This window comes from Paraburkholderia guartelaensis (assembly GCF_004353905.1).
Lineage (GTDB): Bacteria > Pseudomonadota > Gammaproteobacteria > Burkholderiales > Burkholderiaceae > Paraburkholderia > Paraburkholderia guartelaensis.
This window is the reverse complement of sequence record NZ_SMOD01000044.1, coordinates 1-17673: the sequence shown is the minus strand read 5'-3', so window position 1 is coordinate 17673 and position 17673 is coordinate 1. Positions and strand designations below refer to the sequence as shown.

Here is a 17673-nt window from a genome sequence, read left to right as displayed (position 1 = left end):
GCATCGGTTCGGCGGCATTGCGCAACCGGCCTGCTGCGGGAAAGCGTCTCGACTTACCCCTCAGGGGGCGCTGACCGGGGCGGTGTTGTCATGTCCGCTCATCCGAGGCGTCCGACAGTTTCTCCAGCAACTGGGCTTTGCGCTCCGCAAGCCGTTGCCCGAGGCTGGCCAGATCAAGCCCGGACCCGCACAAGGCCGGGAACAGTTCGGACTCCTCCTCCTTGACATGGTGTCGTACGCTCTCGGTCATCACCCGGATGGCGGCGTCAAACCCGTCGGCACCGGGCTTGAGTATCGCGAACTTCCCGATCAGCGTCTTCAAGAGGAAATGTTCCACGTACGCCTCGTCGACGTCCTGCTGGGAGTCTCCGGACAGCGCTTTGTGCGCGTCCGGGCAGTTCCTCCTCGATCATCGCGTGGATCGTCAAGGCCTCGCAGGCCTGTCTTACGAGGGCACCTTTTGCGGCGAGGTCATCCCCGGCAGCCTCTTCGAACGCTGCAAACAGCTTCTCAACCGCGCGATGGTCGGACTCGAGCAGCGTGATCGCGTCGGTTGCCGGCGCACCTGGGGCCTCGCCCTGGCCCGTCTGACTACGTTGCCTGTCGTGGGCACTGGCCAGGATTCCTCCTTGCGTTGAAGTTGAATACGGGCCTGCATGAATGAGCAAACCGCGCGCCTGGTGTTGGCCAACGCCGCGCCGCCAATGCGAGGGAGCGGGCATGGTTTGCGCTTCTGACGATGAACCGAGCGCATGCAGGCGACAGAGGGGACCCATCGTGGCAGAAAAATCCCGAAAATCCGGGCGCGTTCCGGCTCCAGACCAGAGGCAGCCCGTGCTCGCCGCAAAGCGCAACGAAAAAATGGCGCGGTCCGCACACGCTTACGTGCGCGGCAGCGCAACCCGCTTTTACGCGTGGCTCGACAGCCGAAGCGCGGAAACCTTACCGCAAGGCCCGGCCGTGTGGATTTGCGGTGATTGTCATCTCGGTAACCTTGGCCCGGTCGCAGACGCCGCCGGTGATGTGGCGATCCAGATCCGTGATCTCGACCAGAGCGTGATCGGGAATCCGGTGCACGACCTGATCCGTTTGGGGCTGTCCCTCGCGACCGCAGCGCGTAGTTCCGATCTCCCCGGCGTGATCACCAGCCGCATGGCGGAAGCACTCATGAACGGCTATGAACAGGCGTTTGACGACGCCCGCAGCGATGAGACGAGAAGCGCGCAACGCCCTGCAGTCGTCCGGATTGCCATGAAAGAGGCGCTCCACCGGTCGTGGCAACAGCTCGAGCGGCAGAATATCCACGACACCAAATCCCGCATCCCGCTCGGCAAGCGCTTCTGGCCGCTATCAACAGACGAACGGAAGGCGATCCGCGCGCTCTTCGAGTCCGACGCGGCCGAGCTTATCCGCGCCGCGCTGAGCCCGGCGGGGAGCGGCGACGTGACGGTTGATGTCCTCGACGCGGCATACTGGGTCAAGGGCTGCAGCTCGCTCGGCCGGCGCCGCTTCGCGGTGTTGCTGGACATCGATGGCGCATGCTCTGGGGGCGGCCCGCCCTGTCTCGTCGATATCAAGGAAGCCGCTGCCGCGGCTGCGCCACGATACGGAGGACATCGCATGCCGCGCGACAACGCCCGACGCGTGGTGGAAGGCGCGCGGCACGTGGCGCCACTACTTGGCAACCGCATGAGTGCAGTGCGGCTTGACGGCTGCGCGGTCGTTGTGCGCGAACTGCTGCCGCAGGACCTGAAGTTCGATGCCGAACGCCTGACGGAGGCGGATGCGATGAAGGCGGCACAATTCCTGGCCCTCATCGTTGGTCAGGCGCACGCCCGCCAGTTGGACGCTTCGGCCCGCAGGAGCTGGCTCAAGGAGCTTCGGGGAAACCGGCCCAAGTCGCTCGACGCTCCGTCGTGGCTGTGGCGCAGCATCGTTGAACTGATGGTTGCGCACGAAGCAGAATATCTCGAGCACTGTCGGCGTTATGCGTTGGAGAGGCCCGTCGGCCAGCTCGAATGACCGACGGGAGGGAGACGCCCTGAACGAGGTCTTCTGATGGATTCAAGGCGACTTCAAAGGTAGATCAGCACGAAGGGGCATCCATTCGACCCCGCGGAGCGCTTGGCGTAAGAAAAGGTCCATTTCTTGAGGCCACTCCATATAGGATATCCACGGTCAGACAACGGTTATCCTGAACCTCTGCGCAGACAGGTGTGCTAACCCCAGCACCCGTGATATAAGCCACGGGTGCCGAGAACCGGGATAGGACCGAACATAGCCCGCCGGCCTCCCCTATTTTTTGGGAGTGCGCGAGAGCCGGCCTGCCGTCAGGGCGGCTATTTCCCAGGGCACACGCCTGCCCACCGAAGCAGCACACGGACACTCACGAGGGACTTCGCCAATGCAATCGAAGATCCAGACTCGACTTTATTTCCCGGGTGCCTGGGGCGTGTCGCATTGCCGTGTCACGCATCGCCAGAACGCGTGCTCGTGCGGTGCGTTGTCGAAGAAGCCTGGCGTTGCCTGCCACAAGGAGGCACTTTGAATTCGCCCTTCCGGAGTTTTGCAATCGTCGGCTGCTTGCTCAACCGATTTCGCTGCGCCATCAAGGCACCGCGGATCACCTTGTGAGCACATTGCCGCGGCCTCTTTTTCGCAGGCAGCGAAAACACAACCCGCAGTGAGACACAGCGCGGCTGCCATTATTTGCGCCGCAATTTTAATCGGGAAATGTGTAAAAGGACGCGGGTCTGAAACAGCCCGCCGGTGCGTGGTCTGGACGTTCACGGTAGACTCCCTCGGCGTATCCGCCATTCACTGCATTAACAACGATGGGGAGAAAAGACCTAAGTAGTCCGGCGATGGCCTGACCGTTGAGCATGCATGGGACAGGCTGATTGTTGGTCATCCTAAGTGGTTACGGTCGTCTAGTGCGCCGTGTTTACGTATCAATTAAACTGAAATTTACGGATAGCGGCGAACGCACTGGCCGTGGTCTTTCCGCGTTGCGGGGTTGTGCCGAAACTCGCCAGGGGTGAGTACACGCTCGATACCGTTATCGAAGCCGCCCGCGAGCGAAGCAGGAAGATGTTTCAGTACATCATGGTGCAGGGCCGGGCAGCAACGGTCACTGCGGCACGGCTGGCCCAGTGACCGACCTCTGAAGCGCGAACGGGTACGTCAGATTGGTGAAGCGCCATCCACCGGACCGAAGCCACCGCACCGCGAACGTTGCGCGAGTAACGAACAAAATGGAGAAAAGGATACGGCCATAAACACGTGTCTTCGACAGCATGACCGTCCAGAAAGCGTCAGTGAATCTCGCTGTCATCGTTCAACAGCCACGACGGGATATCGCGCTTGCCGTTAAGCACGCGCCAGACTTCGACGTGATCCGTGCGCTCAACGTAAAAGATCACATGCGGGTAGCGATCAAGTGGCCACGATCGCAGGCCTGGTATGTCCAACTCGTACGCGTAACGAGGAGATCCAATGTTAGGGTGTTTAGCGAGATGAGCGTACGCCTGCTCGATCTCCGCGATGAACCCGAGTGCTGCGTGTTCCGAGCCTTCGTCTACGAGATAGAAGGTCAGCTCGTCTTCCACGTCCCCCCTGGCCAGCCTCGTCGGTATGACGGGCTTTGCCGTCATTTGCGCGACGTGCGCACGCGGGCGCGCAGCGATTCGAAGTAGTCGGAATCGACCGGATCCGCGAGGCCCGACGCCGCCCCCTGCAGGATAATTCCGCGCAGGCGCTTGCGATCCTGATCCTTGCGGATCAGTTCGCGGACGTATTCGCTGCTCGTGCCGTAGCCGCACTGGCCGACCTGCTCGTCGACGTATTCCTTCAGCGAATCGGGGAGGGAAATGTTCATGGTGCCCATGCAGATCAGTCTATCATGCTTGGCAAATTTTGCCAAGACGAGACCATTGTGCAGATGTGTCACCAGTCCGATGGTCTAAACAGGCGTGGCCTTTCGGGAATCAGCAGTGGTGGCGGATCGTCCCCTGCTCAACTCACTCCCGCCCACCTGGCGCCTCAGCTACGCTGCGCTGACCCTGCGCAAATGCGCATTGCCCAATATCGCTGGGTAAGTGAGGATCCTGCCGGGGATCACCGATCCGGTCGCGTTATTCCTCTGGAACAGCTTCCGCCAGTTTGCTGACGCAAGCGAAATACCGGTACGTCGCCTCGTTGAGTTCCGTCACCAGCGCGAGCATCTCACCAGGTCCCCAGAATCACCGGCGTTTTGAAGAGATCGCACAAGTCGGCCTCGTGCAGCCATCATGGTCCGGTATGCGACACAGAATTCCTCCAGTTCGCGGCTCATCAGCTCACCATGCACTATGACACAAGGCGTTTTCTCTGACCTGCAGGATGATCGTCGGCGCCACGCAATGACAATATTCGTCAGCGAGCGGTGTTGGCCGGAATTTGGCTTCGATTGCCTCGGCGATTATTGTCCGTCGAATGAAACATCTCGTCCCGGGCGTCACGTCACCCTGATGATCGTCACCATGGGCGGTTAGCGGGGAGCCCGATCGCGCGTTCGCCGACCGCTGCCGTGCGTTAAAAGCGTGCGAAGATTGAGTCGCCCGAAACCGCGCCGTTGCCAAATGTCGAGGGCGGAAGGCAGCCGGAGTCGCGCGCTTGAGGCGCGCCATCAGGCGCTTGACACGGGCAGCATTCGCATCAAGCATTTCATCGTCAAGCAGTCGGAGGATGACCCCGATCTCGACGACGGGCAGATTGCCCTCGAAACCGCGCCCGGCGTCCACGGATGCCGGCACGATAAATAGGTGGAGGCGAAGCATGACGCGCAGCTACGACTACGAAGGCTACACGCTCGAAGTTTCCGTCCAGTCGGACTTCAGCATTGGTGCGGGCAGGCTCGCGCAGACGCGGCCGGGGTATGTTGCTGTCGTGCGGATCTTTCAGGCGGGCACGCCCGTCGCCGTGTTCTCTCCGCTGCGGTTCGGCGAAGCGGGCGGGCGGCCCTTCTCGACGGAGGCCGACGCGCTGATGGGCGGGTTGAGTGCGGCGCGCAAGATCGTCGACGACCTGTTCTGTCATGACCGACGTTGAACCGGCATCGATAGTCTTTCAGCCATGGGTCGGTCGATGTTGGGCGCCAGGCGATCCTGATTGCGCAATTGCAGTTTTCCTGAAGCGCCGGCACAACTCCAGATAGTCCTTGCCGTCGACAGCGGCGGACCGACAGTAACGCACGACCGACCCCGGCGGGTAGCACCCGGCATGGTCGTGATCGTGATAGCCGCGTACGGCGTTGCGCGCCTATACGATTGTTGAGAACGCCGTGATCAAACAGAGAGAGATATACCATGCAGCCGGGCAGTCCGCACGGATGCCGGCGGTGCAATTTGCTCAATGCCCGCCGCTTCACACCGGCGCCTGTTGGCGAGGAAGTCCTCGATCGCTGCGATGCCTGGTCAAGCGCGCTCAAAGGCGCGATAGCCAGCTGCCCTTGCCTGACGCGCATCGGCGTCCGTGACGGTCAGCGCTCGGCCGCACGGCGTGATCAACGATGGACGCGGCCCGGCTCCCGGCCACCGGCAGAACGGGGCAACGGGGGCATTTCTTCGCTCGCAAAGAACGCACTGGCAGCGCGTATGCGAGAGCGGTCAACTGCCTGCAACCGCCAGTGCCAGTCTGTACGGCGCCCGGGAACCGCTTCCGCTGGAAAGGAGGCGACACCGTCCGCACTTTCCACCTCGTTGTGGCGGTCGGGAACGAGTCCCAGAAGGGCGCACACAGGTTCCTCGGGTGACGACGAACAAAGGAGCGTCGACGCGTCGGTTTGGCGAAGCTCGCCCCATTCGGGCAAGGCGAGACCAGAATGCGCCTCACGCGACCAGCGTTGTTCGTCGAGGTCCAGCCACAGGACTGCGTAGTCGTGGTTGACCGTCGGATCGGGACCATTGATGAGAATCGTCAGGCGCATTGCAATCGCGTCCATGGACGCCCGGGAGAGGGAGAGGGTTTTCGCAGATGAGCAGTTGTAGTCTAGGTGCGAAGCGGTTGCCTCGCAAGCGAAAACCCAGATATTGGGAATATCGGTGGACAGCGTTTCAATGCCATTATGGTCCGGCGGTATTTCACTTGGCAGCGTCGCCGGCCGGGCGGCAAGAAAGGCGGAGTATAAGCGCGAGTGTTGCACCCTGCTTGTGCTCGCCGGCGCGCAAGCCGACTCGCGCGGGGCCCTCCTGCATAAAGCGGCTGACTTCGCGATGGAGTTGTGCTGTGCGCAGACGGCGGGAATCAGCCTGATCGAGCGGGCAGGCGAAGAAGACGTCTTCCGGTGGCACATGGTTGCCGGCAGGTTCGCGGACCTGCGTGGGCTGACTACCCGCTGTAATGAGTGCCCCTGCGCTGTCGTGCTTGAGGCCGGCGAGCCGCTGCTGTTCACCGCCGTTGCCACAGACTTTCCGTTCTCGCGAAGGTGTGCAGCAGTGTGCGCGAAGCTCTGATCTTGCCGGTTGTGTCCGGCGGTCGACGGCTGGGGGCGATGTGGGTGGCATCGCTCGAAGAGGAATGCCGGTTTTCCGGGGAAGATCAACGCGTGCTGACGGACCTGGCATCCGTAGCCGGCGGCGTGCTTGAACTCGCTCGGGAGCGCGACCGCAGCCGCCGCGAGACGCAGCGCTACTCCAAAGTCATCTCCGTCCTTGCACACGAGTTTCGCAATCCGCTGGGCCCGCTCGAGAATGCAATCGACGCGCTACAGGTCATCAACGAAGGCCGGGAGCCGCTTGGCGAGTACCTGGCAGTTGCCCAGCGCCAGATTTGCCATCTGAAGCGGTTGATGGACGAATTGCAGGATGCAAGCCGGCTGGATCACAACAAGCTCGCCATAGCGCCTGTCGACACGGCCCTGAACGGGGCACTCGACGACGCGCTTGCTTTTGTGGAGGAACGCCGGCTTGAGCGGCATCACACGCTGTCCGTGAGCGCTCCCCCGGAGGGCATCGCGAACCTCCTGTCGAATGCGGGGCGTTATACCCCGCAAGGGTGAGACATCGCTGTCACCGTCGAACATCTCGTCCTGAACGGCGAACCCCATGTCGCAGTCGTTGTCCGCGACAACGGAATCGTCATTTCGCAGGCGTCGCTACCGCACCTCTTTGAGCCTTTCACCCAGTTCGTGCGGGCGCGCACCGGGAAGGACGGTGGCCTCGGAATCGGGCTTGCGTTAGCCCGGCGCTTTGCACAACTGCACGGTGGGGTAGTCGTACTTCTCGTGCGAATTCTGGCGGTTTGAGCTAAGAAGGGCTGTTAATCAGTGACCTGAAAAACCTTCGATTGTGCGAAGTGCGCGGATCCGCAAAGCCTTGCTAAGGCCGATTGACATCCTGCTACTGCCATTTTCTTGGCCCTGCTCCTGGTGCCAGCCGCAGGCGCTTTTGCGCAAGGCACCGCGTACCCTGACGGAGCCACGATATCCAGTGCAGGCGACATCGAGCAGCACGTCCCCGGCAAGGCGTTTGACATCAAGCTGGCCGACGGTAGTACGTGGCGCCTCCAGTATGGTAGGGCGGTGGTGATTAAGACTTACTGTAAGGTCGAGCAAGGAATTTGCCGACCATGGCGACCGGGCGCAGAGGACGGCAAGATATGCAGCAAAGGCAGCAGGATGCCCTACTCGTGCAACGATGTGCGCGTGAAGGGCGACGACCTGTTCCTCAGGCGCGATAGCGGCGAGATCGTGCAGTTCGTCGAGGCGCTGAACGTGACCGCGAACGGCATGGTGGTGCACTCGGGCGCCACCTGAAACAGCGGGGCTGCCGGCTGCTTACGATCGCAGTCCCCGCTGATACAGATCACGCTGCCGGGGCTGTGGACAGCGCAACCTTGTTTCGACCGGTCGCCTTCGCGTTGTATAGCGCTTCATCAGCGGCCCGAATGACTGCGGTCACGTCTTCGTCCTCGTCTGGCGTCCATGCTGCCGCACCGATACTGGCAGTGACGCGACCATACTCGCTGCCGGCATGCTCAATGGCAAGATCGCTGATCGCCGCCCGGATCTTTTCGCCGATCGACGCCGCGCCTTCCGGGCTGGTGTCTGGCAGCACGACCACGAACTCTTCACCGCCATAGCGTGCGGCACTGTCTGCCGGCCGGCGAATGTTCTCGCCGATGCATCTGGCGACAGCGGCCAGGGCATCGTCTCCGGCCTGATGTCCATATGTGTCGTTGTACGCCTTGAACCGGTCCACATCGACAAACAGCAGCGAAAACACACTTCGGGTGCGTCTCGCGTGGCGCCACTCCCTGTCCAGAATCTCGCCGAGCGTGCGGCGGTTGTTCAGTCCGGTCAGGCCATCCGTGCGGGCCAGCATCGCCAGCTCGGATTCCGCGCGCATCCGGCGCCGCAGTTGTGCGCCCAGCGCGAAGGAAAGGCCGACGAAGCCAAGGGCGCACACCGCCATCAACGAACCGATCGTCAGCGCACGATGTTGCCATGCCGCGTAGATGTCCGAATGCGCGCTAGCCACCATGATGATGAGTGGCAGATGCGGGAAGTTCCGGAAGTAATACAGCCGCTTCACGCCGTCAATCGTCGCGGTGTCCGAGAAGCTGCCTTCCGGTGCTGCGATGAACTGCCGGAACGTGCTGGCATCCCGGATATTGCGGCCAATGAGGTGCCGGTCGTAGGGTTGCCGCATGATCATCGCGCCGTCCCGGCCGATCAGCGCGACCGATCCGTGTGAGCCCAGCGACAGTCCGGCAAACAGGTGATGGAAATATTCGAGATCGACCGCGACCATGGCCACGCCCGCGAACGACCCGTCGGGTCGCGAAATCCTGCGACTCAGCGCGATGCTTGGCGAACCGCCACGAAGCCGTGACAGATAAGGATCGCTGATGTAGAGGCCCGCGCTCGGGTTATCCCGATGCACTGCGAAGTATTTCCGGTCGGCGAAGTTGGCCTTGCGTGGCACGTCGCTCCCGGAATCGATCACGATATTGCCCGCAGCGTCGAGTACCAGGATCGATCCCAGATAGGTTGCCGTTGCGGCACGATCGAACAGCATTTCGTGCCGTAAACGCGGCACCGACCGCATGACCTCCGGATCGTTGACACCGTCGATCACCGCCTGCAGTGACAGCGCGTACAGCTCGAAATTACGCTCGATGTCCCGCTGAGCCATGACGGCGAGGTTGCGCGATGTTTCCGTTGCGCGCGCCATGGCGTCCAGCCGGCTCTGGTAAAGAGACGCAGCGCACAAGGCAGTCATAAAAAGGGCCGTTACCATCCCGGATGCAATGACGATGGACGGCACCGAGAGCCAGCGATAGAACCGTTGCGCCGAGAGCCGGCGGGATGAGCGGTTTTCGTTCTTCGGCATTGATCTAGACACTCGCGGCTGAGCTGTCACTCATCACGATGCGGCCTCGAAGGATATCCGGTCCCGTCGGCAACGGCACGGCCCCGCCGCACACGGGAAAGCCGCATATTATCGCCGGACCTCGTTTAAACGCGGTTTCCCAGATAGAAACAGTCAACAATTCGTCGGGAACGGCGACCTGAAAGCCACCGGTCCAGGCGTAAGGACGGCCTTCCAGCTAACCTGGCTGCGCTGATCCTTCCGTCAGGCATGCGAATCCGCCCTTGTCCTTATGAGCGCACGCCTGCGTGAAACGCGGTAAGCGCCGCGCCGGTTCGATGCGGCTTCGCGAGCCCGCAGTCACGCTTGCCGAAGCACATCCGTTCGTTCTCGCATGGCGGCCCCAGACTCCCGGGTATGCGCATTGCTACTTTCGCCAGATTAATCGGGGACTCGATTGACGACCGTACTTCTGATGGACGACGACCCGCGGCTGCTGGATGCACTGGCGGCGCTTGTCGAGTCGGACGGCTTTCACGTGATCAAGGCGCTCGACGGGGCGCAGGCGCTGCGCTGCGCCCGCGCAGAACAGCCGGCCATCGTCGTGACCGATTACATGATGCCGGTCATGGACGGCGAAGCTCTCGTACGCGCGCTGGCAAGCGACCCAGGCCTTGCCGGCGTGCCGGTGGTGCTGAGCTCGGCGGTGGCTGCACCGCCTGGAACGCTGCATATCGCTGCATTCCTGCGCAAGCCGTTCGCAGCGGCGAGACTTCTCGAACTGCTCCATCAGTACACGGCAACCGGAAGCTGAGCGCAGCGGCGCGAAGCACCGGAAGGCTGCTATCGGCTGGCGCATCGAGGCTCAGTGATGGCCGGCTCGCGCATGGACGGTGCACGTCCCGTCTACTCCCGCGCGGCGGCCCGTGTGCGCCGGCGACTCCTCATGCCTTCTGCATAAATTGCGGACGACCGCAGCGGGCGGCAGCTATTGAGTGCTGGAGAGGCCGTTGGCCCAGTATCGATGCGATACTATCCCGCCGACCTCCCGGTTGAAATGCGCGATGATCGATCTGCAAACACTGCTCATCTGCAGCGCTTTTCTCGGCATTGCACTGCTTTACGCCAGCGCAGGCCAAGCCGGGGCTTCAGGATACATTGCCATCATGGCACTGGCAGGATACGAGCCCGAAAGCATCAAGCCCACCGCGCTTGTCCTGAACATCCTGGTCTCCTTGGTGGTGAGTTGGCGCTTCATTCGGGACGGGCATTTTAACTGGCAGTTGTTCTGGCCATTTGCACTCCCGGCCGTACCCATGGCGTTATTGGGTGGCTATATAACGCCCCCAAAAGCATGGTTCGAATATCTGCTCGGCGCTCTGCTGTTAGTCGCTGGAACACTGTCGCTGGTCCGCAGAGAGTCGAAAGACGAGATTGTGCGGCCACCCAGCAAGCCTGCCGCGCTGGCTTCGGGAGCGATTATCGGCCTGGCGTCGGGGCTGACCGGAGTCGGTGGCGGCGTCCTGATAACGCCGCTCCTGCTCTTTTGTCGTTGGTCTTCGATGCGCGCGGCTGCATCGGTTGCGGCGCTGTTCATCCTCTGCAATTCCATTGCCGCGCTGGCAGGCAACTGGAGCGCCACAAATCGCCTTCCACCCGGAATTGGTCGGCTAGCGTTGATCGTGGTCGTGGGAAGCTGGATCGGGGCACGCCTGGGAAGCCACTGGCTATCGCCGCGTCAGATTCGTGTGTCGCTAGCCATTGTGTTGATCATTGCCAGTTTGAAGCTGCTCCTGCCCATTTAGATCAGGGTAGCTCAACGGCTTGCTTCACTCGCCAGGTCGCAACGTAAAGGCCGATGCGTGAATTGCCGTTGTTGTACACGCAAGCGACGTGCGGAGGCCTTGCTATTCCCAAGCCGGTGAGTGACCGTTGGTGGTTGACCACTTTCGCTGGAAGCGGTTGCTGCACGCCAACGCGATTCTGCGGGACCGTGCGGATGAGCTCACGCATCGAACGCCCCCATCAGCCGATGGAACGCGATCGGGATGGCGCATGTCCAGGGCGCGATGCTCGCACTGCGCCTGAGAGGATCGAAAAATCACCAGGTTGCCGGGGCTAACGGAACGAACCGCCGCAATCATCAAGCCCATGTTATCGGTGCTGTACATGACACATTGTGATGTCCGCAATTCCGAGTTCATCGAGCAGTACGAGCATCTCGCGAATGTGCTTGCCGTGCCTGATCATTCAGTCGTTATGTTCGGACTGCAAACGACAGGACTAGCCGCGAATGCGGTCCTCGATATGCGTGCGAAGGTACATGTTTAAATTGTTGAGTCCGGTTGTGCCCTTACCCTGCGCATCCGGGAAATGATGCCTGGACAGGGGGGCACAGTGCATCTGCAAGTCGGCGAAGTGCAAAAAAAGAGGCCCGCCGAAGCGGGCCCGAATTTTGTGCCCTGCTTGAGGTTGACCCGGTTCGACGGACGGGCGGGACCATTAGAGGAAGACCGACGAGAAGGGAATCCATCGTGACCTTCGATCTTGCAGCGATCAGGCCGTGCAGCACGGATGGGTGCCGCGCTCAGTCGGCAGCCGTGCTTGAGGGACGCTTAAGCGCGCGTTAAGCTACGGCCATCGAAAATGAAGGCGATACGGGGGAAGTTGCACCATGCGCCTGCTGCTGGTGGAGGATGACAGAATGCTCGCCGAGCCCGTGGTCGATGCCATGCGGCGCACAGGCCATTATATCGAGTGGGCGCGTGACCGACGCGAGGCCGAATCGTCGCTGAACGATGGAACGTATGACCTGCTCATACTGGACCTGGGTTTGCCGGGCGACGAGGGGCTCGGACTGCTGAAACAGTATCGCAGGCGCGGCGGCCGCACCCCGGTGATCGTCCTGACGGCGTGGGGCGCGGTAGAAAGCCGTATTGATGCACTCGACACAGGCGTGGATGATTACCTGATCACGCCCTTCGATCTTGATGAACTCGCGGCACATGTACGCGTGCTGATGCGTCGTCGAACCGGGCAGGCAGCGGGCATTTACACACACGATGGTCTTGTGCTGAATCAAGCTTCCCATGAGGCGACCCTGCATGGCGTGGCGCTCGACCTCGTACCACGCGAGTTCAGTCTGCTGAGAGCGCTCATCGAAGACCCGGAACGGGTCTTCACCCATCGTGAACTTCTGGCGAAGGTCTACGGCCCGGACGACGAAATCGACAGCAACGCTCTCGAAGTCCATGTACACCGCCTGCGGCAGAAGATCGGCACAGAGCGGATCGTGACGGTGCGCGGCGTAGGTTATCGCTTGAGGAAGCTCACATGACGGTGGGATAGACAACATCGGCGCCGGTGAAAACGCCGCAGCGTCAAACGCGAGCACTTGCATGCCCATTGCGCCTCGCCGCGCTGTTACATCTGAAACGTAAATCGTTACCGTTTCGGACGTTCCCCTACAGCCTGCTTAAATCTCGTCCGGGGCTCGCTCGCAGGCCCCATGCGCGCGTCACTTCGATTTCGGTGGCCGGCCCGTCTTGACCGGGTCGACCGCCTTGACGGCTGCAAGGAGGCGTTTTGTCGGCCCAGATGCCAGCAGAAGCAGCCCCGCACGCACGAGTTCACTTTTTTTCACGGCCACGCCCGCTTCGAGGCACCGTTGTTTGAGTATCGTGAACTGTTCGTAATCCCCCCTGGGCATCGTGAAGGTGTCGCGCACGACCTTTTCCCGTTTGTCAGGCTCCCTGCGATGGCGTGCAACGCGTCGGGGCGGGTCCTCAGCAGGCGTGGGCTTTCGGCCCTGTGGCTTCGACGCCGGCGGCGGAGCCTTCGCCGCCTTGACTGCCTTCCCGCTGGCCACGGCCTCGCTGGTGCCTTCGCCTGGCGATGCGTGCGATCGCTTGTCGCTCATGTTCCTGGTACCCTGTGGCTTCATGGTTTTTTCACGTTTCACAAACCGTGCAAACAGTTTATCGTCTTTCTGGTAAGGGAGAAATTATCTATGTCAGACAAACACATTTCCAGCCAGTTCGATGCCGACCTGGAACACCTGTCGTCGAGATTCTTCGAGATGGGGGGGCTGGTTGAATCTCAGTTGACCGATGCGATGGAAGTGCTCAGCCGCTTCGACATGGGTCTGGTCGAGAAGGTGATTGATGAGGAGCATCGACTCAATGCGATGGAAGTCGAGATCGACGCCGAGTGCAGCAACGTCATCGCGCGGCGCCAGCCCATCGCGTCTGACCTGCGTCGACTGCTCGCCTTCTCCAAGGGCATCAGCAATCTCGAGCGTGCAGGCGATGAAGCACGCAAGATCGCAAAGCGCGCGAGGAAAATCGCGACTGACTCTGCGGGCAGGAACATGAATATCGCGGAGATCCGGTCGTCCGGTCAGATGGCGGGGACCATCTTCCATAACGCGCTCGCTGCATTCGCGCGGCTCGATACGGTTGAGGCAGCCCGGATCATGCGCGAGGATGAGGCGATCGATGAGCAGTACCGTGCATTTGTGCGCAAGCTGCCGGGATACATGGCGGAGAATCCCCGCGTCATTTCTTCTGCGCTCGACTACGTGTCCATTGCGTCGGCCATCGAACGGATCGGTGACCATGCGAAGAATCTGGCAGAGCTCGTCATTTATGTTGTCAAGGGCAAGGATGTCCGCCACATTTCGCGCGACCGGCTTGAGCGCGAGGCCCTGGATGATTGAGACGAGTCCATTCAGTCCATTGCGCAGCCTGGCGGGTGTCGGCCCGGTGCCATCTTCGAGATGATCACGGGCTCCCGCGACAGCCCCGTCGCGGCTCGCCGCGCGATCTGGCGGTCTCCAGTCGCCATTGGCAGAGCCGACCATGCTCGCGCGTCCGCGCGTCAGGGACGTCGATCGCCACGCCCCATTGCTTCTCAACGCCTCAGGCGGGTCGCCCGTTGGGCCGCAGACGGAAAAACGCAACTACGTCGCTGAGTTGCCGCCCCTGATCCTGAAGTGAAGCGGAGGCCGCTGCGGCCTGCTCGACCAGCGCCGCATTCTGTTGTGTTACCTCATCCATCTGGGCGACGGCGAGGTTCACCTGTTCAATGCCACGACTCTGTTCACTTGATGCTGTTGCGATTGCGCCCATGATCTCGGTGACCTTCGCGACCGCTGCCGTGACTTCGAGCATTGTGTCACCAGCCTCGGATGCGAGATGCGTCCCATCCTGAACCTTTCGCACGGACGTCTGGATCAGATCCTTGATGTCCTTGGCCGCACTCGCTGAACGCTGCGCGAGGGTTCGCACTTCGCCTGCGACGACCGCGAAGCCGCGACCTTCTTCGCCGGCCCGTGCCGCTTCGACCGCCGCGTTGAGCGCAAGGATGTTGGTCTGGAACGCGATGCCCTCAATGAGGCCGGTGATTTCGGCAATTCTGGCGGAGCTCTCGCTGATCTCTTCCATGGTGGTCACAACCTTGCCCACGACCGTACTGCCCCTCTGCGCAACGTCGGCTGCACTGCCGGCCAGGGCATTGCCCTGCTGGGCGTTGTCGGCGTTCTGCCGGACCGTCGCCGTCAGTTCCCCCATGCTGGATGCCGTTTCCTGCAGGGAACTCGCCTGCTCTTCGGTACGGGACGACAGATCCTGATTGCCCGCCGCGATCTGGCTTGTCGCGGTCGCCATGCTGTCGGTGCCACTGCGCACACGCCCGACAACCTGCAGCAGGCTCTCGTTCATGTCGCGTAGGGCACGCAAAAGGCGACCAGTTTCGTCGGCGCGGCCACGCGGAATATCCTGGGTGAGATCTCCACGCGCCACGGCCTCGGCGGCGGACACGGCAACGCCGATCGGCACGGTAGTGCTGCGCGTGATGAAGAACGCGAGCAGCGCTGCCGCGGCGAGTGCCGCCGCCGTGACGACGACGATGGTCCACTCAGCGATCGTGGCCAGGCGCGTCACGGTCGCCCCCTGTTCGACGGTGCGCTGCATACCGATCTCGATCAGCGCATCGAGTGCCTTGCCGATCGGCTTGTCGGCTCCTGCGACGCCGCGGTCACGCGCCTCGATCGACGCGCCCGAGGCAACGAGCGCATCCAGGCTGGCCAGCGACGCACGATATCCGGCGGTCGCTGCGGTGAGCGCCGTGACCGCATCAGGCTCGTCTGGCGCGAACCTGCCCATCTCCAGCGAGGTATGCGCGGCCCGGTCGATTTCGTCGAGGTTGCCGATAACCTTGGTGCGGTAGTCGCCGCCGCGCAGTACGTAATCCTTGTAGTTGTGAACTGCATCGCCGAACACATCCTTCGCGTGCTGGAGTAGCCGCAGTTTCGCGAGCGTCACCGATTCGTATCCCTGCCACTCAGCTGTGATGGCCGAGAGTCGCGCGTAGGCTACGGCGCCGAGCAGGGCTGTGAGCAAGGCAGCGATCAGGAAGGCGATGGAGAGACGAACGGCGATGCGCAGGTCGCGAAAATTGGGGAGCATGAGGTTCAGTCCTTCTGTTGACGCCGGGAGTTCGGGGCACCAGTCCCAGTCACACGAACGCGATGGAAACCTGGTATTCCCCGGCTCAACGGCAACCGCCCGGCTTTCTGAAGGCCTGAGGCCTTGGAGTTTTCCCGAGGGTTGCGCAGACGATATATGACCCGGCCCGTTAATACCGGTCCTGCTTCGCTCGGGAACCGTAAACCTAAAATTATTCACTGGGAGGACGTTGAACCTACACGTTCCTTCCTGAAGTATTCGATTCCTGCCAGGGATCTTGGTCTGGGCGTGGACGAATGGCCTCTGTTCCTCGAAACGAGCATGGGTAGCGGGAAGCCATTCGAGCGCATGCAGCGGCTGGAAGAGGGTACCCTGTACCGGCAGGGCAGAGATCTCGTCCTGCTTGTGCTTGACCGTAAGGTCTGGTCAGGTCCCTTCCGGGAGAAAGTCTTCTCGATGGTTGTTTCTTAACGAAACAGGCTAAGCAGTCTTTATCTCGCACTCCTCAGAGCAATCCGCCGCACGGATCCTGGACCAGACCATCAGCCTGACGAGGAGCGCAGGAGAGGCACGAACTCGCCAGAAACTGGAGCCGCACCATGAACACTGAAGCCTACCAGTCCTGCATCGACGCATGCGATGCATGCGCCGCCGCATGCGACCGATGCGCATCGGCGTGCCTCGAAGACCCGGGCGTCGCGGCGATGACCAAGTGCATTCGACTCAATGCCGATTGCGCATCCATGTGCCGCTTCACATCCGCCGCGCTATCTCGGCAGAGCCATCTCGCCCCCGAACTTTGTGCACTATGCGCGCGGATCTGCCATGAGTGCGCAGAGGAATGCAGCCGGCATGCGCCTGAGCACTTTGGCACATGCAGTGATGCTTGCCGCGTATGCGCGGAAGCCTGCCGGGAAATCTGATGTCCTCGCTCGCCGAAGGCTGGCGTGAGGTATGTGTGACTGTTCGTCAGCTTTGAACTGCCCCTATCGCATGCCGAACACGCGTTGGCAGCAGGCGGCGCACTAAGCACCTTACGGGAGATCGGCCTTGCGGCCGTCGGACTTCGAACGATCAGGAAGGACAGTGGACGACCCTCTCCGGACCGTGGACCCGGCGTCACCTCTACGGCCGCTTTGAGATGTTCAACGACAATCCACTCAGCGAGTCTGGCAAATCGTTGCCCATGACCGTTATTCGCGGTTTCGGGAAAACCGGTTGAATCTCGCCAACTCGAATTTTCGGACCGACCGTGCCTTAGCGCGGGGCTACGATCAGCGTGGCTTCCGTGCTAGCGTTCGGACGCTGTCAGTCTTCACCATTCCGGAGCCCATCGGGGCGCAATTCTGGAAACTCGACGTCCCTGGAACTAGGCCTCATTGACCGGCCTGAAGTTCAGGTGTCTTATTGCATCGGGAAGGTTCACGGGTCCGTAACCTGGGCCGTGCCACTGGAGCCTCCCCCCTGACCTGCAGATTCAGTTTATCGAGCGGGTTGAGCTCGGCACCGATCTGGACTCAACCCGCGTGACCAGACAGTACTGGAATGGCAGATCAACTCGGCCCCCGATGGGCAGTTCAAACTCCTCCACTTGTGGGCGGCTAAATTCCCCCAGGCAGGACGAGCGGATTATGCGTCGGATTCCTCAGTGACGGCAAGCCTGGCAGCGGCTTCACGGAGACGATAGCTCTTGCCTTCAAACTCGAGGAGTTTGGAGCGATGCAGCAGACGGTCAAGGATCGTCGAAGCCATGGTGCTGTCGCGAAGGTAGCGCCCCCAGTCCTGGACGACGCGGTTGGACGTGACGAGGATGCTGCGGCGTTGCTTGTAGCGTTGATGGACGAGGGTCTGCAGCA

Annotated in this window: 20 protein-coding genes and 1 pseudogene; 12 read left to right on the top strand and 9 right to left on the bottom strand. The window is 61.6% G+C overall.

What is annotated here, in order from left to right; translation table 11 throughout:
• Window positions 1-88: 88 nt before the first annotated feature.
• Window positions 89-620, bottom strand: a pseudogene (locus E1N52_RS35675) (hemerythrin domain-containing protein).
• 157 nt (window positions 621-777) lie between these two features.
• Between E1N52_RS35675 and E1N52_RS35670 the strand changes: the two are divergent.
• Window positions 778-2022 (top strand): DUF2252 family protein, encoded by a 1245-nt coding sequence (locus E1N52_RS35670; RefSeq protein ID WP_133188685.1) that lies wholly within the window; start codon window positions 778-780, stop codon window positions 2020-2022.
• Window positions 2023-3314: 1292 nt separating this feature from the next.
• Here the strand turns inward: E1N52_RS35670 and E1N52_RS35665 are convergent.
• The 3 genes from E1N52_RS35665 to E1N52_RS44325 form a co-directional block, all read right to left on the bottom strand.
• Window positions 3315-3653, bottom strand: a complete 339-nt coding sequence (locus tag E1N52_RS35665) for a type II toxin-antitoxin system RelE/ParE family toxin (protein ID WP_133188683.1) — start codon at window positions 3651-3653, stop codon at window positions 3315-3317.
• Window positions 3650-3886, bottom strand: coding sequence for a type II toxin-antitoxin system ParD family antitoxin (locus tag E1N52_RS35660; protein ID WP_133188681.1), 237 nt, complete (start codon window positions 3884-3886; stop codon window positions 3650-3652). Before E1N52_RS35660 ends, E1N52_RS35665 begins: the two co-directional genes overlap by 4 nt.
• A gap of 451 nt (window positions 3887-4337) precedes the next feature.
• Window positions 4338-4817 (bottom strand): hypothetical protein, encoded by a 480-nt coding sequence (locus E1N52_RS44325; RefSeq protein WP_165979519.1) that lies wholly within the window; start codon window positions 4815-4817, stop codon window positions 4338-4340.
• Between E1N52_RS44325 and E1N52_RS35650 the strand changes: the two genes are divergently transcribed.
• On the top strand, window positions 4816-5088 hold the full coding sequence (locus E1N52_RS35650) for a hypothetical protein (RefSeq protein WP_133188679.1): 273 nt from the start codon (window positions 4816-4818) through the stop codon (window positions 5086-5088). The genes E1N52_RS44325 and E1N52_RS35650 overlap by 2 nt on opposite strands.
• 454 nt (window positions 5089-5542) lie before the next feature.
• Here the strand turns inward: E1N52_RS35650 and E1N52_RS35645 are convergent, their stop codons facing one another.
• Window positions 5543-5980, bottom strand: a complete 438-nt coding sequence (locus tag E1N52_RS35645) for a DUF3564 family protein (RefSeq protein ID WP_246089351.1) — start codon at window positions 5978-5980, stop codon at window positions 5543-5545.
• Between the two features lie 115 nt (window positions 5981-6095).
• Here E1N52_RS35645 and E1N52_RS35640 point away from each other — a divergent pair, with 115 nt between their 5' ends.
• From E1N52_RS35640 to E1N52_RS44320, 4 genes are all read left to right on the top strand, one after another.
• Complete coding sequence (locus E1N52_RS35640; RefSeq protein WP_133188677.1) at window positions 6096-6491, top strand: hypothetical protein; 396 nt, start codon at window positions 6096-6098, stop codon at window positions 6489-6491.
• A gap of 44 nt (window positions 6492-6535) precedes the next feature.
• Window positions 6536-7036: a sensor histidine kinase gene (locus E1N52_RS35635; RefSeq protein ID WP_165979518.1), complete on the top strand. Its 501-nt coding sequence runs from the start codon at window positions 6536-6538 to the stop codon at window positions 7034-7036.
• 3 nt (window positions 7037-7039) lie between these two features.
• Entirely contained in the window at window positions 7040-7282 is a 243-nt protein-coding gene (locus E1N52_RS45615) for an ATP-binding protein (RefSeq protein ID WP_133188753.1), read from the top strand.
• A gap of 372 nt (window positions 7283-7654) precedes the next feature.
• Entirely contained in the window at window positions 7655-7792 is a 138-nt protein-coding gene (locus E1N52_RS44320) for a hypothetical protein (protein ID WP_165979517.1), read from the top strand.
• 49 nt (window positions 7793-7841) lie between these two features.
• Here the strand turns inward: E1N52_RS44320 and E1N52_RS35625 are convergent, their stop codons facing one another.
• A complete protein-coding gene (locus tag E1N52_RS35625) occupies window positions 7842-9278 on the bottom strand; it encodes a sensor domain-containing diguanylate cyclase (protein WP_246089360.1) in 1437 nt (478 codons plus the stop codon).
• 529 nt (window positions 9279-9807) lie between these two features.
• Between E1N52_RS35625 and E1N52_RS35620 the strand changes: the two genes are divergently transcribed.
• From E1N52_RS35620 to E1N52_RS35610, 3 genes are all read left to right on the top strand, one after another.
• A complete protein-coding gene (locus E1N52_RS35620) occupies window positions 9808-10164 on the top strand; it encodes a response regulator (protein ID WP_246089350.1) in 357 nt (118 codons plus the stop codon).
• A gap of 250 nt (window positions 10165-10414) precedes the next feature.
• A complete protein-coding gene (locus E1N52_RS35615; protein ID WP_133188671.1) occupies window positions 10415-11155 on the top strand; it encodes a sulfite exporter TauE/SafE family protein in 741 nt (246 codons plus the stop codon).
• Between the two features lie 869 nt (window positions 11156-12024).
• Complete coding sequence (locus E1N52_RS35610) at window positions 12025-12687, top strand: winged helix-turn-helix domain-containing protein (RefSeq protein WP_133188669.1); 663 nt, start codon at window positions 12025-12027, stop codon at window positions 12685-12687.
• 180 nt (window positions 12688-12867) lie between these two features.
• Here E1N52_RS35610 and E1N52_RS35605 read toward each other — a convergent pair whose 3' ends face one another.
• Window positions 12868-13269 carry a hypothetical protein gene (locus E1N52_RS35605; RefSeq protein WP_133188667.1) on the bottom strand — a complete coding sequence of 134 codons (402 nt, stop codon included), beginning with the start codon at window positions 13267-13269 and terminating at the stop codon, window positions 12868-12870.
• Between the two features lie 90 nt (window positions 13270-13359).
• Between E1N52_RS35605 and phoU the strand changes: the two genes are divergently transcribed.
• Entirely contained in the window at window positions 13360-14067 is a 708-nt protein-coding gene (phoU, locus tag E1N52_RS35600; protein ID WP_133188665.1) for a phosphate signaling complex protein PhoU, read from the top strand.
• 202 nt (window positions 14068-14269) lie between these two features.
• Here the strand turns inward: phoU and E1N52_RS35595 are convergent, their stop codons facing one another.
• The gene (locus E1N52_RS35595) at window positions 14270-15817 is read right to left on the bottom strand and encodes a methyl-accepting chemotaxis protein (protein ID WP_133188663.1); all 1548 of its coding nucleotides are present in this window, start codon (window positions 15815-15817) and stop codon (window positions 14270-14272) included.
• 156 nt (window positions 15818-15973) lie between these two features.
• Here E1N52_RS35595 and E1N52_RS35590 point away from each other — a divergent pair, with 156 nt between their 5' ends.
• A complete protein-coding gene (locus E1N52_RS35590) occupies window positions 15974-16288 on the top strand; it encodes a hypothetical protein (RefSeq protein ID WP_133188661.1) in 315 nt (104 codons plus the stop codon).
• Between the two features lie 128 nt (window positions 16289-16416).
• Complete coding sequence (locus tag E1N52_RS45775) at window positions 16417-16740, top strand: four-helix bundle copper-binding protein (protein ID WP_133188659.1); 324 nt, start codon at window positions 16417-16419, stop codon at window positions 16738-16740.
• Window positions 16741-17446: 706 nt separating this feature from the next.
• Here E1N52_RS45775 and E1N52_RS35580 read toward each other — a convergent pair.
• On the bottom strand, window positions 17447-17673 hold a 227-nt coding region (locus E1N52_RS35580; RefSeq protein ID WP_165979374.1), incomplete at its 5' end, for an ATP-binding protein.

Excerpts from the sequence above, each read along its gene's own strand:
- E1N52_RS44325 (WP_165979519.1), bottom strand. The coding sequence starts at position 4,817 with ATGCTTCGCCTCCACCTATTTATCGTGCCGGCATCCGTGGACGCCGGG.
- E1N52_RS45775 (WP_133188659.1), top strand. The coding sequence starts at position 16,417 with ATGAACACTGAAGCCTACCAGTCCTGCATCGACGCATGCGATGCATGC.
- E1N52_RS35605 (WP_133188667.1), bottom strand. The coding sequence starts at position 13,269 with ATGAGCGACAAGCGATCGCACGCATCGCCAGGCGAAGGCACCAGCGAG.
- E1N52_RS35665 (WP_133188683.1), bottom strand. The coding sequence starts at position 3,653 with ATGACGGCAAAGCCCGTCATACCGACGAGGCTGGCCAGGGGGGACGTG.
- E1N52_RS35650 (WP_133188679.1), top strand. The coding sequence starts at position 4,816 with ATGACGCGCAGCTACGACTACGAAGGCTACACGCTCGAAGTTTCCGTC.
- E1N52_RS35625 (WP_246089360.1), bottom strand. The coding sequence starts at position 9,278 with ATGGTAACGGCCCTTTTTATGACTGCCTTGTGCGCTGCGTCTCTTTAC.
- E1N52_RS35640 (WP_133188677.1), top strand. The coding sequence starts at position 6,096 with ATGCCATTATGGTCCGGCGGTATTTCACTTGGCAGCGTCGCCGGCCGG.
- phoU (WP_133188665.1), top strand. The coding sequence starts at position 13,360 with ATGTCAGACAAACACATTTCCAGCCAGTTCGATGCCGACCTGGAACAC.
- E1N52_RS35645 (WP_246089351.1), bottom strand. The coding sequence starts at position 5,980 with ATGGACGCGATTGCAATGCGCCTGACGATTCTCATCAATGGTCCCGAT.
- E1N52_RS44320 (WP_165979517.1), top strand. The coding sequence starts at position 7,655 with ATGCCCTACTCGTGCAACGATGTGCGCGTGAAGGGCGACGACCTGTTC.
- E1N52_RS35660 (WP_133188681.1), bottom strand. The coding sequence starts at position 3,886 with ATGGGCACCATGAACATTTCCCTCCCCGATTCGCTGAAGGAATACGTC.
- E1N52_RS35590 (WP_133188661.1), top strand. The coding sequence starts at position 15,974 with ATGACCCGGCCCGTTAATACCGGTCCTGCTTCGCTCGGGAACCGTAAA.
- E1N52_RS35610 (WP_133188669.1), top strand. The coding sequence starts at position 12,025 with ATGCGCCTGCTGCTGGTGGAGGATGACAGAATGCTCGCCGAGCCCGTG.
- E1N52_RS35615 (WP_133188671.1), top strand. The coding sequence starts at position 10,415 with ATGATCGATCTGCAAACACTGCTCATCTGCAGCGCTTTTCTCGGCATT.
- E1N52_RS35595 (WP_133188663.1), bottom strand. The coding sequence starts at position 15,817 with ATGCTCCCCAATTTTCGCGACCTGCGCATCGCCGTTCGTCTCTCCATC.